Raw genomic sequence first — 14262 nt, forward strand, 5'->3', positions numbered from 1 at the left:
ACCATCCGGTGTCGCCAGGGGCGTGCCATAAAAGTGCTTGCAAAAGATATGCCATATTGTTGACAATCTGATCATATATATGAAAACAAAGAAATGTCCATCGTGCTGACACTGGCATGCGAATTGCATGGTGGAAAGAGCCCGCGGGTCCACCCGCTTTCTGTCCTTCCACTCACAGGAGTACCGCCATGAACCCTTGCTCTTTCTCCGCGACACGTCGCGCGTTGCTGGCCGCCGGCCTGGCCCTGGCCGCGGCCGGTCCGGTGCTGGCCAATGAACCCATCAAGATCGGCCTGGTGACGGCGCTGTCGGGTCAGTCGGCCCTGGCCGGTGAGGCCATCACGCGCGGCATGCAGGTGGCGATCGACGAGATCAATGCCAAGGGCGGCCTGCTGGGCGGGCGCAAGCTGGAACTGGTGCGCCGCGACGACGAGGCCAACCCCGCCAAGGGCGTGGTGGCCGCGCGCGAACTGATCTACCGCGAGAAGGTCGCCGTGGTCTTCGGCGGTCTGGACACGCCAGTGTCCATGGCCATCGTGCCGCTGATGAACCAGGAGAAGGTACCGTTCATGGGCCCCTGGGCCGCCGGCACGGGCATCACCAAAAACGGTGCCAACCCCAACTTCGCCTTCCGTGTGTCGGCGGTGGACGAGATCGTCGACGTGGGCATGCTGGCCTACGCGCAGAAGAACTTCAAGTCGGCCAAGCCCGGCCTGATCCTCGTGAACAACCCCTGGGGCGAGAGCAACGAGAAGGGTCTGAAGGCCGCCATGGCCGCCAAGGGCGTGACGCCCGCCGGCGTGGAAAAGTTCGAAGCCAATGACGTGGACATGGTGCCGCAGCTCACGCGCCTGAAGGCCGCGGGCGCCGACACCCTGTTCATGGTGGGCAATGTGGGCCCCTCGGCCCAGGTGGTCAAGTCGCTGGAGCGCATGGGCTGGAAGGTGCCGATCGTGTCGCACTGGGGTCCGGCCGGCGGCCGTTTCACCGAACTGGCCGGCGCCATGGGCAAGGACGTGCACTTCGTGCAGACCTACAGCTTCTTCGGCAAGCAGTCCCCCGTGGGTGAACGCGTGATCAAGGCTCTGATGGCCAAGTACCCCAGCATCAAGGGGCCGGACGACATCTCGCCCGCCGTGGGTGTGGCCAACGCCTACGATGCCATGCACCTGACGGCGCTGGCCATCCAGGCCGCGGGTTCCACCAACGGTGACGCTGTGCGCCAGGGCTATTACAAGATCGACAAGTACGAAGGCCTGATCAAGACCTATGTGAAGCCCTTCGCGGCCGAGGTGCACGACGCCGTGCAGTCCAACGACTACGTCTGGGCGCAGTTCATCGACAACCGCATCGTGCCCGTGGGCCTGAACTAAGGTTGGGGACTTACCCTCAACCATGACGACGCGGGTCGCTGCTCCTCCAAGGAGCGGGGCCCGCCTTTGATTTTCCTGGGAAGGATCTTTCATGTTGGTGTTATCCGCGCTGGTCAGCGGCCTGGGACTGGGCAGCATGTATGGGCTGATGGCCCTGGGCTTTTATGTGACCTATGCCGTCAGCGGCACGGTCAACTTCGCACAGGGCAGTTCCATGATGCTGGGCGCGGTGCTCACCTACACCTTCGCGCAGACCTTCGGTTGGCCGGGCTGGGCGGCCGTGCTGCTGGCCCTGGCCCTGTGCGCGGCCTACGGCCTGCTGGTGGAACTGCTGGCCGTGCGGCCCTTCGTGAACCGCGGCTCAGACGCCTGGCTCATGGCCACGGTGGCGCTGGGCATCGTGCTCGACAACGTGATCATGGCCACCTATGGCAAGGAGCCGCGCAGCCTGCCCTCGCCGCTGGCGCAGTCGCCGCTGGAAGTGGCGGGCGTGGGGCTGGGGGTGTACCCCTTGCAGCTGTTGATTCCCGTCGTGGGCCTGGCGCTGGCCGCGGTACTGCACACGCTTTCGCGCCGTACGCGCTGGGGCACGGCCATGCTGGCCGTGGTGCAGAACCGCGCCGCGGCGCGGCTCATGGGTATTCCGATACGACGCGCGGTGGCGCTGGCCTTTGCGCTCTCGGCCCTGTTCGCGGGCATCGCCGGGGTGCTGATCGCGCCGCTGACCAACGTGCATTCGGACATGGGCACGCTGTTCGGCCTCAAGGCCTTTGCCGTGGCCATCCTGGGCGGCATCACGAGCGCCTGGGGCGTCATGCTGGCCGGTCTCCTGTTCGGTGTGGTGGAGGCCATGATCACCGCGACGCTGGGCTCGGGCTACACGCAGATCCTGACCTTCGCGCTGGTGATCGCGGCGCTGGCCTGGCGGCCCAACGGCCTGTTCGGCCGTGCGGAGGTGAAGAAGGTATGAGCACCTACAAGACAAGCCGCCCGCTGCTGGGACTGGGCACGCCGTTGCAGATCCTTGCGCTGCTGATGGTGCTGGCGCTCGGCGCCGGCCTGGCGCTCTCGCTCAACGGGTACTGGGTTTTCGTGCTGGCGCAGGTGGCGCTGCTCACGCTGGTAGGCGTAGGCCTCAATGTGCTGGTCGGGCTGACGGGCCAGGTGTCCTTCGGCCATGTGGGTTTCTACGCCATCGGCGCCTACACGGTGGCCATCCTCACCACCAAGGCGGGTGTCAGCTTCTGGCTGGCCTGGCCGATCGCGGCCGTGATCGGTGGCGCCTGCGGTGCGCTGCTGGCGCTGCCGGCGCTGCGCGTGAAGGGCCCTTACCTGGCCATGATCACCATCGCCTTCGGGTTCATCGTCGAGAACGGCATCGTCGAGGCCAGCGCGCTGACGGGTGGGCAGAACGGCATCATGGGCCTGGCGGCGCCTTCACTCGGCGGCCTCGCCCAGGGTGAACGTGCGGCCGCCCTGCTGGCCATCGCCGCGGCGGGCCTGGGGCTGGCGGCTTATGCCTGGCTGGCGCGCGGCACCTGGGGTGCGGCCATGCGCGCCGTGCGCGACGCCGAGACGGCGGCCGAATCGGTGGGCCTGAACCCGCTGGTGATCAAGACCGTGGCTTTTGCCGTCTCCGCGCTGTGCGCGGCGGCGGCCGGTGCGCTGTTCGCGCCACTCTCGGGTTTTGTCACGCCGCATACTTTCGGTTTCCTGCAGTCCATCCTCTTTGTGCTCGTGGTGATGCTGGGCGGCGCCGGCTCGGTGGCCGGTCCCCTGGTGGGCGCGTTGCTGGTGGGCATGCTGCCCGAACTGCTGTCGGGGCTGGAGGAGTTCCGTCTGCTGTTCTTCGGTGTGCTCCTGCTCGTGGTGCTCTGGGTGGCACCCGATGGCGTGGTGGGCTGGTTGCAGCGCCTGCGCGCCCTGTGGTCTGCGGCGCCGGCAACCGAGCCGCGCCCCAATAGGGTGGGCAGCCTGGCCCTGCCGGCGCGTGCGCGCCTGGGCCTGAAGGCCGAGGGCCTGAGCATGCATTTCGGTGGCGTACGCGCGGTGTCGGAGCTGAGCTTCGAGGCGCGCGCCGCGGCGGTGACCAGCCTGATCGGTCCCAATGGCGCGGGCAAGTCCACGGCCCTCAATATGCTGGGCGGCTTTTACCTGCCCACGGCCGGCGCCTTTGCGCTGGGCGGTGAGGCGCTGGCCGGCCGCAGCGCCATGCAGATCGCGCGCCGCGGTGTGGCGCGCACCTACCAGACCTCACAGCTTTTCGGAACCTTGAGCGTGCTGGACAACGTGGTGCTGGCCATGCAGCGTGGCCGCCTGGGCCCGCTGCTGGGCGCGGCACGACGCCTTGCGCCCGCGCACACGGCGCACGCGGCCGAACTGCTGGCCTTCTGCGGTTATGACGGCGACCCGGCGGCCCTGGCAGCCGATCTGGCGCATGTGGACCGGCGCCTGGTGGAGATCGCCCGTGCCCTGGCCACCGACCCCGAGGCCCTGCTGCTCGACGAGCCGGCGGCCGGCCTCTCACGCGAGGACAAGGAGCGCCTGGGCGCGCTGTTGCAGCGCATCGCTGTGGCGGGCATCACGGTGCTGCTGGTGGAACACGACATGACCCTGGTCATGGGCATCAGCGACCATGTGGTGGTGCTCGATGCAGGTGTGCGCCTGGCGACAGGCACGCCGGCCGAGGTGCAGGCCAACCCGGCGGTGCAGCAGGCTTACCTGGGCGAGTCCCTGGCCGGCGAGAGCGTGCCGCGCGCGGCGGTGGCTGCGCGGCCCGAGATGCTGGGCGTGGGCGCGCTGGTGGCCGGTTACGGCGCCGAGCCCGTGCTGCACGGCATCGAACTGCAGGTGCGACAGGGTGAGGTGGTGGCTCTGCTGGGCGCCAACGGCGCGGGCAAATCCACGCTGATGAAGGCGCTGGCGGGTCTGCACCGGCCGGTGCTGGGCGGCATCCACCTCGAAGGCCGCGAACTCAAGAACCTGGGGGCCGAACAAGTGGTGGCCCAGGGGGTGGTGCTGGTGCCCGAGGGGCGTCAGGTCTTCCCCGAACTCTCGGTGCTGGACAACATCCGCCTGGGGGCTTTCCTGCAACCTGCGGACCGCGAGGCGCGGGTGGAGGAACAGCTGCAGCGTTTCCCGCGCCTGCGCGAGCGCTTGCACCAGCGCGCCGGCCTGCTGTCGGGCGGTGAGCAGCAGATGCTGGCCATCGCGCGTGCGTTGATGTCCAAGCCGCGTATCCTCCTGCTCGATGAACCTTCATTGGGCCTGGCACCCAAGATCATTGCCGAACTCTTTGCCGCGCTGGACCAGCTGCGGCGCGAGGGCATGACCCTGCTGCTGGTGGACCAGATGGCCGGGCTGGCCCTGGCCCTGGCGGACCGTGCGTATGTCATCGAAGGTGGGCGTATCGTGGCGCAGGGCACGGCGGCGGAGATCGCCGCCGACGGTGCCCTGGCCCAGGCCTATCTGGGCGAGCAGGTGGGACATCACTGAGACATCATTGAAAAGTGGGAGCGAACATGGCGATGGAGATCAATGCGCCGGCCGTGCTGGCCGAAGTCACGGCGGCGTTCATGCGTTACGAGGACGCACTGGTGCACAACAAGGTGGACGTGCTGGACGAGCTGTTCTGGAACAGCCCGCACACCCTGCGTTACGGTGCCACCGAGAACCTCTACGGTTTTGCCGAGATCCAGGCCTTTCGCGCGGGGCGCCCTTCTGGCGGACTGATGCGCGAGCTCACGCGCACGGTCATCACCACCTATGGCAACGACTACGCCACGGCCAACACCGAGTTCCGTCGCGCAGGGAGTGAGGCCATCGGCCGCCAGAGCCAGACCTGGCTGCGCACACCCGCGGGCTGGCGCGTGGTGGCCGCCCACGTGAGCCTGCTGGCGGCGCCGGCGGTGTCGTCGCGCTGAGTCTCAGGGCTGGGACTCGCGTTTGCCGGGTACCAGAGCGTGCGCACGCAGCTGGTCGAGCGTGACGTAGTCCAGCGCGCGCAGGTGCGTGCATTCGAGCACCACGGGCGGGGCCACGCCGGCCTCGAGCGCCTCTTTCCAGCGCAGGGCACACAGGCACCAGCGGTCACCGGCCTTGAGACCGGGGAAGCGGTATTCAGGGTGCGGCGTGACGAGGTCGTTGCCACGCGTCAGGGCGAAGTCCAGGAACGCTTGCGTCAGGCGTGCGCAGACCACGTGTGAACCGAGGTCGTGTGCGTCCGTCTTGCAACAGCCGTCGCGGTGGAAACCGGTGAGCGGGTCGTAGGAGCAGGGCACGAGCTCGGAGCCCAGGACGTTCAGGGTGGTCATGGCGTGAGCTTATGACAAAAAGCCTCGTTTGGCACGGGTCCGGTTATCACCCGCTCAGGCCAGAGAGCCGATCTCGCCGCGCCGGATGGCGGCCGCACGATCCCGGATCGCGCCGCGTTCGGCGTCTTCAAGGCGCGCCAGGTTCCTGACCTGTAGTGCGGTGCGCGGGTTATGCGACAGCAGGGTTTCGTGGCGCAGCAGAAAATCCCAGTACAGCGTGGTGACCGGACAGGCGCGTTCGCCAGCGCGCTGGGCCGGGTCGTAGCGGCAACTCTGGCACAACGGGCTCATGCGTTCGATGTATTTGCCGCTGGCGATATAAGGCTTGCTGGCCATGAGGCCGCCGTCGGCGTACTGGCTCATGCCCAGGGTGTTGGGCAGTTCCACCCATTCCACTGCGTCGACGTAGACGCCCAGATACCAGGCATGTACCTGACGGGGTTCCACGCCATAGAGCAGGGCGAACAGGCCGGTCACCATGAGGCGCTGGATGTGGTGGGCATAGCCGTGCTGCAGGGTCTGGCCGATGGCGTCGGCCAGACAGGCCAGGTCGGTGCGGGCGTCCCAGTACCAGGCGGGCAGGTCTTCCCGGGCCTGCAGGGCGTTGCCTTCGAGGTAGTGCGGCATCTGCGTCCAGTAGATGCCGCGCACATATTCGCGCCAGCCCAGGATCTGGCGTATGAAACCCTCGCAGCTCGGCAGGCTGGCGTGGCCGGCGCGCCAGGCGGCTTCGGCGGCGGCCACGACTTCGCGCGGATGCAGCAGCTTGAGGTTGAGGGCAGCGGAGAGGTGGGCATGGTAGAGCCAGGGCTGACCTGGCCAGATTGCGTCCTGCCAGTGGCCGAAATCGGCCAGGCGCTGGGTGATGAAGTCGTCGAGTGCCTGCAAGGCCTGCGCGCGCGTGACGGGCCAGGCAAAGCTGTCCAGTTCCCCTGGATGCGCCGCAAAGCGCAGCTGCACCAGGGCCATGACCTCGCGCGTGATCGCATCGGGTTCGAACCGGCTGCGTGGCGGCACGAAACCCGGGCCCTGGGGTCCGAAGGCCTGGCGGTTGTCGGCGTCGAAATTCCACTGGCCGCCGGCGGGCTGATCCCCGTCCATCAGCACCTTGTGTTTGCGGCGCTGCTCGCGGTAGAAGTACTCCATGCGCAGGCTCTTGCGGCCGCGCGCATGGGCGGCGAATTCGCGTACCGTGGTGTAGAAATGCCGGTCATCGCGGATCTCGAGCGGGATGCCTGCTGCCATTGCCGTGGCCTGCAGGGCCTTGAGCACACGCCAGTCACCGGGCGCCGTCATGATCAGTTGCCGCGGCTGCAAAGTCGCCAGGTCGTGTGCCAGCTGGGTGGCCAAGCTGCCACGGTTATCGGCGTCGTCCAGCCGGACGTAGTGCAGCGGCCGGTCCGACCGCCCCAACGCCAGCGCGAAATGGCGCATGGCGCTGAGGAAAAGCACGGTGCGCGCCTTGCCCGAGGGGATGTGGGTGGACTCCTCGGTCACCTCGGCCATCCAGACGCGGTCCTGCGCAGGATCGAAACCGTCGAAGGCGGCAGCCTGCGGGTCCAGCTGGTCACCCAGCACGATGACGAGCGAACGCAGCAGGCTCATGGGATTGGCCGGGCGCCGGCAACGCGGCAGGCTTGTGAGCAGTACTTGACCTGCTCCCAGTTCTTTTCCCACTTCTTGCGCCAGCTCATGTGACGGCCGCAGACGCTGCAGGGCTTGCCGGGCAGGGACTGCTTGTTGCCTTTGAAGTCTTTGGACGGGGGCATGGGCTGTGCGCGGATGGGCTGTGAAGCGCCGAATGTAGCGGCTGCCCGGCTTCCCCGCTCCCGCCCGGCACATGACCCTGTGCCGCCGCCGGTTTGTCGCCAGGTAGGAGAGCGGCAGGAATGCCGGCTTTCGGGACTTATTCCCGCGGCGGTGGGGAGCCCCGGGCCCCAACTCGATTAACATGGTCTATCAATACAAGGCAGCATCCAGGAGCACAGCCGGCCACCAAGCTGGCGCGGGACGTTGCCGACCAGCATCTTTCATGGGTACAGCTGACGACAAGAACGAGATCACGCGACTGCGTGCCCAGCTGAGGGAGGCGGAGCTGCGCTTGCAAGCGCGTGAGCGCGACTGGGAATTGCTGGAGCGCCAGCGGCGCCACACCCAGCAGCTCTTCACCGCGGCCTTTGACGAAAGCCCGGAGGCCATCGGCCTGTCGCGCCTGGACGACGGCCTGATCGTCGACGTCAATCAGGAATGGCTGGCCGTCACCGGCTACACGCGCGACGAGGTCATCGGCCACACCGTGGTGGAAATCGGGCACTGGCCCGACCGTGATACGCGTGAAGCGGCCATCGGCGAACTGCGCATCAGCGGCCGCCTGCGCGACCACGAGGCGATCGCCCACCTCAAGGGCAAGGGCAAGCGCCTGGTGCGACTGAACGGCACCGTGATCGAGGTGAATGGCGAGAAGCACATCCTGATGTACATCAAGGACATCACCTCCGAGCGCATGGCCGAGGAGTCCTTGCGTTCGGGCGAGATGGCGCTGGCGCAGGCCAATGAGAAACTGAGCCAGCAGCTGGCCTTGCACGAGCTGACCGAGCGGCTGGCCGGCGTGGGTTACTGGATGGCCACGGCCGATGGCCAGAAGGTGGTCTGGTCCAAGGGGCTGCGCATGATCCGGGGGGTGGGCATGGAAGGCGAGTTCCCCATGACCAGCGAGCAGGCCCGCCGCTCCATCCACCCCGGCGACCAGGCTCTTTTCGCCGAAGAGCGCCGCTTGATGCGGGGTGTGCCCTTCGAGTACCGGGCGTTTCGCGCCGACGGTGCCGAAGTCTGGCTGCGATCCAGCCTGCATCGCCAGTTCAACAGCCGGGGCGAGCCTATCGACTTCGGTGTCGTCCAGGACATCACTGCCGAGCGGCAGGCCAGCCTCGCCCTGCAGGAGAAGCTGGGTTTCATTGAGAAACTCACCAGCCGGGTGCCCGACGTGCTGTTCCAGTACCAGTACCACAAAGATGGACGACTGACTTTCCCCTTCATCAACGACAGCGTGCGCAACCTGTTCGGCCTGGAGCCGGAGCAGGTACGCCACGATGCGCGCAAGATGCTGGCGGTCATCGAGCAGGAGGACGTCCCGGCGCTGGTGCAGTCCATGCGGGCGGCCTACCAGGATGGCGCTTCGTGGCAGCATGAGTTCAGGGTCCGTTCGCCGGACGGCGACATCCACTGGATGCGCGGCAACGCGATCACGCTGCGCGAGTCGGATGGCGAGCTCTCGTCGTACGGCGTCATGCGCGAATACACCCAGAGAAAGATCGCCGAGACGCGCTTGCAGGAGAGCGAGGCGCGTTTCCGCAGCCTGACCGACCTCTCCTCTGACTGGTACTGGGAGATCGACGAGAACTTCCGTTTCACCAACTTCGTCGGTTACCGCGACGGCAAGTCCATCATGACCCAGCAGGACAGCATGGGCAAGACGCGGTGGGAGCTGGGCGCGCTCAACCTGACCGAAGAGGATTGGGCCGCGCACCGCCGGGTGCTGGAGTCACACCAGTCCTTCCGCGATCTGGAACTGCAGCGGCTCGATGCCAATGGGCAGACCTACTGGGTGGCCGTCAGCGGCACGCCGATCTTCGACGGCAAGGGGCAGTTCCGGGGTTACCGTGGCATCGGTCGCGACATCAGCAAGCGCAAGCTCGCCGAGGACGAGACCCAGCGCCTGGCTTTCTACGACACCCTGACGGGCCTGCCCAACCGGCGCCTGCTGATGGACCGGCTGGCGCACGCCCAGGTCACCAGCGCGCGCAACCGCCGCTACGGCGGCCTGCTCTTCATCGATCTGGACAACTTCAAGGACCTCAACGACACCCTGGGCCACGACGTCGGCGATCTGCTGCTCGAGCAGGTGGCGTTGCGCCTGGTCTCCTGCCTGCGCGAAGGCGACACGGCCGCGCGTTTCGGCGGCGATGAGTTCGTGGTGATGCTGGAGGACCTCAGCGAGAACGACACCGATGCCGCGCGCCAGGCCGAGCTGGTGGCCGAGAAGATCCTGACCCGGCTCAACGCGCCCTACGAACTGGTGGGCCGCGAGCACAACAGTTCGCCGAGCATCGGCATCACGCTGTTCTGCGGCGCGGTGCTGGGTGTGGATGAACTGCTCAAACGCGCCGACGTGGCCATGTACCAGGCCAAGGCGGCCGGGCGCAACACGTTGCGCTTTTTCGACCCGCAGATGCAGGCGGCCGTGCTGGCACGCGCGGCGCTCGATGCCGATCTGCGCCTGGGCCTGCAGCGCGAGGAGCTGCTCTTGCACTACCAGCCGCTGGTGGATGGGCGCAACCGCATCGTCGGGTACGAGGCCCTGCTGCGTTGGCGCCACCCCGGGCGGGGCATGGTGCAGCCGGGCGAGTTCATCGCCATGGCCGAGCAGACCGGCCTGATCCTGCCGATCGGCCAGTGGGTGTTGCGCACGGCCTGCCGCCAGCTTGTGGCCTGGTCGGCACAGCCTGCCACCAGCAAGCTGAGCCTGGCGGTCAACGTCAGCGCACGCCAGTTCCGCCAGAGCGATTTCGTGAGCCAGGTGCAGTCCGTGCTGGACGAGACCGGGGTCAACCCGCAGTACCTCAAGCTGGAACTGACCGAGAGTGTGCTGATCAGCGATGTGGAAGACGCCATCCGCAAGATGGGTCAGCTGCGCGAACGCGGCGTGCGTTTTGCACTCGACGATTTCGGCACCGGTTACTCATCGCTGAGTTACCTCAAGCGCCTGCCGCTGGACCAACTCAAGATTGATCAGAGTTTCGTGCGCGACGTGCTGACCGATCCCAACGACGCGGCCATCGTGCGCACCATCCTGGCCCTGGCCCAGAGCATGGACTTGCAGGCGGTCGCCGAAGGCGTGGAAACCGAGGGCCAGCGCCAGTTCCTGCTGGACAGCGGCTGCATGGTGTTCCAGGGCTACCTCTTCGGTCGCCCCGGGCCCTTAGGCCATACCGTCATACCGGCCTAGGGCCGGCGTAGCTCCGGAAATTACTCGAAAGCGCCCTGGTCGCGCTCGTCGCCGTTGACTTCGGCCGAGGGCAGGCTGAGTTTCTCGGCGGCCTGGCGCGCTTCGGCTTTCTCGCCGGCGCCGGCGAATTTGCTGTACTTGTGCAGCAGGGGCACAAGCTGGCCATAGATGCGCGGGGCGCCGGCCAGGCATTCCTTCTGCTCCAGGAAGTCGGACTCACCGGTGAAGTTGCCGACCAGACCACCGGCTTCGGTGACCAGCAGGGAACCGGCAGCCACGTCCCAGGGGCTCAGGCCGGTCTCGAAGAAACCGTCGGTAAAGCCAGCGGCGACATAGGCCAGGTCCAGCGCGGCGGCGCCCGGACGGCGCAGGCCGGCCGTGCGCTGCATGATGTCGCTCATCATGGCCAGGTAGGCCGGGAAGTTGTCGCCCTGGCGGAAGGGGAAGCCGGTGGAGATCAGGCACTGCGAGAGCTGGGTGCGTTTGCTCACGCGGATGCGGCGCTCGTTCATGTAGGCGCCGCGGCCCTTGGTGGCCGTGAAGAGGTCGTTGCGCGAGGGGTCGTAGATGACGGCCTGTTCAACCTTGCCCTTGACGGCCAGCGCGATGCTCACGCAATAGACCGGGAAGCCGTGGATGAAGTTGGTGGTGCCGTCCAGCGGATCGATGATCCAGACATGATCGGAATCCTGGGCGCCGCGCGTGCGACCGGTTTCCTCACCCCAGATGGCGTGGCCCGGGTAGGCCGTGAGGAGGGTCTCGATGATGGTCTCTTCGCTGGCGTGGTCCACCTCGGTCACGAAGTCGTTCACCTGCTTCTGCGAAACGCGCACCGACTCGACGTCGAGGGCCGCGCGGTTGATGATGGCGCCGGCGGCGCGGGCGGCCTTGATGGCCACGTTGAGCATGGGGTGCAGATTAGGGGACGACATAAATTGTGAGGCGTTGAGGGTCTGCGTGATGGGCAGTCCCTGACAGGCTGGAAGAGCGGGAAGCCGTTCCGGCGATGCGGGCGGCGACAATAGGACCAGATTTTACCCGCAGTGCCCGTTTTCCATGCAAACCAGCCCCCAAACCCCCGCATTTCGCACCCGTTTCGTGCTGATCCAGACCAGCCATGCTGGCAATGTGGGCGCCGCGGCCCGTGCCGTCAAGGTCATGGGCTTCGACGAACTGGTGCTGGTGGCGCCGCGCTGGGCCAATGTGCTGCGGCGCGAGGAAACCATCCAGCGCGCCAGCGGGGCGCTGGACGTGCTGGAAAACGCCCGCATTGTGGAGACCCTGGACGAGGCTCTCGACGGCATGACCCACCTGTGCGCCACCGCCATGACCCCGCGCGACTTCGGTCCCCCCACCCGCGCGCCGCGCGAGCACTTCGCGCAGCTGGTGCAGACGGCCACGCCCGAGACCGGCACCCAGGGGGTGGCCTTTCTCTTCGGTTCCGAACGCTTCGGCATGCGCAACGAGGACGTCTACCGCTGCCACGTGGCCCTGAGCATCCCGACCAACCCGAAATTCGGCTCGCTGAACCTGGCTTCGGCCCTGCAGGTCATCGCCTACGAATGGCGCCTGGCCCTCGGTGGCTTTCCCGTGCAGGAGGCCACGGCCCCGGTCCTGCGCGCCGATGCATCCCAGGTCGCCGGGATGCTGGCGCATCTGGAACAAGCCCTGGTGGCAGTGGATTTTCTCGACCCCGAGGCGCCCAAGAAACTGATGCCGCGCCTTAACAGCCTTTTCAACCGCGCGGAACTGACGCAGGAGGAAATCCATATCCTCAGAGGTGTCGCCAAAGCCATGCTGGAGACGGCCGAGCGGGCCAAGAAGTAAACTGCCTCCATGTTTTCCCGCCTCCGCTCCGACATCCAGTGCATCCTCGACCGCGACCCGGCCGCCCGCAGCGCCTGGGAGGTGCTGACCTGCTACCCCGGCCTGCACGCCATCGTGATGCACCGCTGGGGTCACTGGTGCTGGACCCACGGCCTCAAGTGGCTGGGGCGTTTTGTCTCGCATATTGGCCGCTGGCTCACGGGCATCGAGATCCACCCGGGGGCCAAGATCGGCGAGCGTGTCTTCATCGACCACGGCATGGGTGTCGTCATCGGCGAGACCGCCGAGGTGGGCGACGGCTGCACGATCTACCACGGTGTCACGCTGGGTGGCACCTCGCTCTACAAGGGCACCAAGCGCCACCCCACGCTGGGCAGGGACGTCGTGGTGAGCGCGGGCGCCAAGGTGCTGGGTGGTTTCGAGGTGGGCGACGGCGCCAAGATCGGCAGCAATGCGGTGGTGATCAAGCCCGTGCCGGCCGGTGCCACGGCCGTGGGCATCCCGGCGCGCATCATCCCGTCCAAGGCCGGCGAGAGCGCCGACGTGACCGCGCCGCAGAACAAGTTCACGGCCTACGGCATCACGCTGGATGACGATCCGCTGGGCCTGGCCATGAAGGGCCTGATCGACAACGCCGGTTCGCAGGAGCACCAGATCGCCCTGCTGTGGCAGGCCATCGAGAAGCTGTCCTCGGGTAAATCGATGTCCGACTGCGTGCCCGGTGACGCCGCACGTGAAGAGAACTTCGAAAAAGACAAGCTCAACCAGCTGGTCGGCAAATAGGCTGCGACTTCAGGCCTTGCTGCTCACGCGTGCGCCCAGCACGTTGATGACCAGCCCGCCCATCACCAGCGCCGCGGCGCCGAGTTTCCAGGCCTGCAGCGGCTCACCCAGCAACAGGGCCGAACTGCCCATGCCGAACACGGGAATCAGCAGGGCCATGGGCGTGATGGTGGCGGCCGGGTGGCGTGCCAGCAACCAGCCCCAGGCGCCGAAGCCGAACAGGGTGTTGCCCACCGCCTGCCAGACGATGGCGGCCCAGGCCGCCGGGCTGGCGCGCGGCAGCGCCTCGGTGATGGCGGCCGCGCCTTCAAAGTACAGGCTCAGCACCAGCAGCGGCGGCACCGCGAACACGCTGCTCCAGACCATGAAACCCAGCATGTCGACCTTGCCGATGCTGCGCGCGAGCACATTGCCGCAAGCCCAGCACAGGGCACCGCCCAGCGCCAGAACCAGGCCCAGCGGCGTGACGTCCGTATGGGTCTGGTGGAAGCTCTGCCAGGCGATCAGCGCAAAACCCAGGGTGGCCAGGGCCAGGCCGCCGAACTGCATGCGTGGCATGCGCTCGTGCTGCAGCCAGGCCACCAGCAGCAGGGTCATGAAGACCTGCGACTGCATCAGCAGCGAAGCCAGGCCCGGCGAGACATCGTTGCGCATGGCCAGGAAGAGCAGGCCGAACATGAATCCGATGAAAACGCCGTAGCTCACCAGATAGCGCCAGGCCACGGCCGGGCGCTTGATGAACAGCAGCCAGGGCAAGGCACTCAGTACGAAACGCAGGGTGGCCAGCAGCAGTGGTGGCAGCTCGGTCAGGCCGAACTTGATGACAACGAAATTGGTGCCCCAGACCGCGACCACGGCCAGGGCGAGCAGGATGTGCGAGAGGGGCAAGGGAAGGTGCGGCTGGTGGTTGAGCGTGAGGCGCCCCGCCCGCTGGCCTATCTGGTCCAGGCGCGCGGCTTCC

The 14262-nt window shown here is 67.0% G+C and carries 12 protein-coding genes; 7 read left to right on the plus strand and 5 right to left on the minus strand.

What is annotated here, in order from left to right:
* Positions 1–188 precede the first annotated feature (188 nt).
* The 4 genes from AC07NT_RS03120 (at position 189) to hpxZ (ending at position 5296) form a co-directional block, all read left to right on the plus strand.
* On the plus strand, positions 189–1373 hold the full coding sequence (locus tag AC07NT_RS03120; protein WP_498597888.1) for an ABC transporter substrate-binding protein: 1185 nt from the start codon (positions 189–191) through the stop codon (positions 1371–1373).
* Between the two features lie 91 nt (positions 1374–1464).
* Positions 1465–2343, plus strand: a complete 879-nt coding sequence (locus AC07NT_RS03125) for a branched-chain amino acid ABC transporter permease (protein WP_498597887.1) — start codon at positions 1465–1467, stop codon at positions 2341–2343.
* Complete coding sequence (locus AC07NT_RS03130) at positions 2340–4868, plus strand: branched-chain amino acid ABC transporter ATP-binding protein/permease (RefSeq protein ID WP_498597886.1); 2529 nt, start codon at positions 2340–2342, stop codon at positions 4866–4868. The genes AC07NT_RS03125 and AC07NT_RS03130 overlap by 4 nt, the downstream gene beginning before the upstream one ends.
* A 32-nt stretch (positions 4869–4900) precedes the next feature.
* Positions 4901–5296, plus strand: coding sequence for an oxalurate catabolism protein HpxZ (gene hpxZ, locus AC07NT_RS03135; protein ID WP_498598507.1), 396 nt, complete (start codon positions 4901–4903; stop codon positions 5294–5296).
* A 3-nt stretch (positions 5297–5299) separates the two neighbouring features.
* On the opposite strand, the gene AC07NT_RS03140 is transcribed toward hpxZ, so the two are convergent.
* From AC07NT_RS03140 to AC07NT_RS03150, 3 genes are read right to left on the minus strand one after another with little or no spacing between them, the layout of a single operon-like run.
* Entirely contained in the window at positions 5300–5686 is a 387-nt protein-coding gene (locus AC07NT_RS03140; RefSeq protein ID WP_498597885.1) for a DUF2237 family protein, read from the minus strand.
* Between the two features lie 54 nt (positions 5687–5740).
* Positions 5741–7291 carry a cryptochrome/photolyase family protein gene (locus AC07NT_RS03145; protein WP_498597884.1) on the minus strand — a complete coding sequence of 517 codons (1551 nt, stop codon included), beginning with the start codon at positions 7289–7291 and terminating at the stop codon, positions 5741–5743.
* Positions 7288–7455, minus strand: a complete 168-nt coding sequence (locus AC07NT_RS03150) for a DUF2256 domain-containing protein (RefSeq protein ID WP_498597883.1) — start codon at positions 7453–7455, stop codon at positions 7288–7290. The genes AC07NT_RS03145 and AC07NT_RS03150 overlap by 4 nt, the downstream gene beginning before the upstream one ends.
* Before the next feature lie 263 nt (positions 7456–7718).
* On the opposite strand from AC07NT_RS03150, the gene AC07NT_RS03155 reads away from it, so the two are divergent.
* The gene (locus AC07NT_RS03155; RefSeq protein WP_498597882.1) at positions 7719–10691 is read left to right on the plus strand and encodes a sensor domain-containing protein; all 2973 of its coding nucleotides are present in this window, start codon (positions 7719–7721) and stop codon (positions 10689–10691) included.
* A 20-nt stretch (positions 10692–10711) separates the two neighbouring features.
* On the opposite strand, the gene AC07NT_RS03160 is transcribed toward AC07NT_RS03155, so the two are convergent.
* Entirely contained in the window at positions 10712–11623 is a 912-nt protein-coding gene (locus AC07NT_RS03160; RefSeq protein WP_498597881.1) for an inositol monophosphatase family protein, read from the minus strand.
* Positions 11624–11747: 124 nt separating this feature from the next.
* Between AC07NT_RS03160 and AC07NT_RS03165 the strand changes: the two genes are divergently transcribed.
* Positions 11748–12518, plus strand: coding sequence for an RNA methyltransferase (locus AC07NT_RS03165; protein ID WP_498597880.1), 771 nt, complete (start codon positions 11748–11750; stop codon positions 12516–12518).
* A 9-nt stretch (positions 12519–12527) separates the two neighbouring features.
* A complete protein-coding gene (gene cysE, locus AC07NT_RS03170; protein ID WP_498597879.1) occupies positions 12528–13301 on the plus strand; it encodes a serine O-acetyltransferase in 774 nt (257 codons plus the stop codon).
* Positions 13302–13310: 9 nt separating this feature from the next.
* On the opposite strand, the gene AC07NT_RS03175 is transcribed toward cysE, so the two are convergent.
* A complete protein-coding gene (locus tag AC07NT_RS03175) occupies positions 13311–14189 on the minus strand; it encodes an EamA family transporter (protein WP_498597878.1) in 879 nt (292 codons plus the stop codon).
* Between the last annotated feature and the right edge of the window lie 73 nt (positions 14190–14262).

It is taken from the genome of Hylemonella sp. GW821-FHT10B10, from assembly GCF_059415585.1.

What these genes read in the sequence shown, in the direction of transcription:
- AC07NT_RS03125 (WP_498597887.1), top strand. Translation starts at nt 1,465, where the DNA reads ATGTTGGTGTTATCCGCGCTGGTCAGCGGCCTGGGACTGGGCAGCATG.
- AC07NT_RS03160 (WP_498597881.1), bottom strand. Translation starts at nt 11,623, where the DNA reads ATGTCGTCCCCTAATCTGCACCCCATGCTCAACGTGGCCATCAAGGCC.
- hpxZ (WP_498598507.1), top strand. Translation starts at nt 4,901, where the DNA reads ATGGAGATCAATGCGCCGGCCGTGCTGGCCGAAGTCACGGCGGCGTTC.
- AC07NT_RS03150 (WP_498597883.1), bottom strand. Translation starts at nt 7,455, where the DNA reads ATGCCCCCGTCCAAAGACTTCAAAGGCAACAAGCAGTCCCTGCCCGGC.
- AC07NT_RS03120 (WP_498597888.1), top strand. Translation starts at nt 189, where the DNA reads ATGAACCCTTGCTCTTTCTCCGCGACACGTCGCGCGTTGCTGGCCGCC.
- AC07NT_RS03140 (WP_498597885.1), bottom strand. Translation starts at nt 5,686, where the DNA reads ATGACCACCCTGAACGTCCTGGGCTCCGAGCTCGTGCCCTGCTCCTAC.
- AC07NT_RS03155 (WP_498597882.1), top strand. Translation starts at nt 7,719, where the DNA reads ATGGGTACAGCTGACGACAAGAACGAGATCACGCGACTGCGTGCCCAG.
- cysE (WP_498597879.1), top strand. Translation starts at nt 12,528, where the DNA reads ATGTTTTCCCGCCTCCGCTCCGACATCCAGTGCATCCTCGACCGCGAC.
- AC07NT_RS03130 (WP_498597886.1), top strand. Translation starts at nt 2,340, where the DNA reads ATGAGCACCTACAAGACAAGCCGCCCGCTGCTGGGACTGGGCACGCCG.
- AC07NT_RS03165 (WP_498597880.1), top strand. Translation starts at nt 11,748, where the DNA reads ATGCAAACCAGCCCCCAAACCCCCGCATTTCGCACCCGTTTCGTGCTG.
- AC07NT_RS03145 (WP_498597884.1), bottom strand. Translation starts at nt 7,291, where the DNA reads ATGAGCCTGCTGCGTTCGCTCGTCATCGTGCTGGGTGACCAGCTGGAC.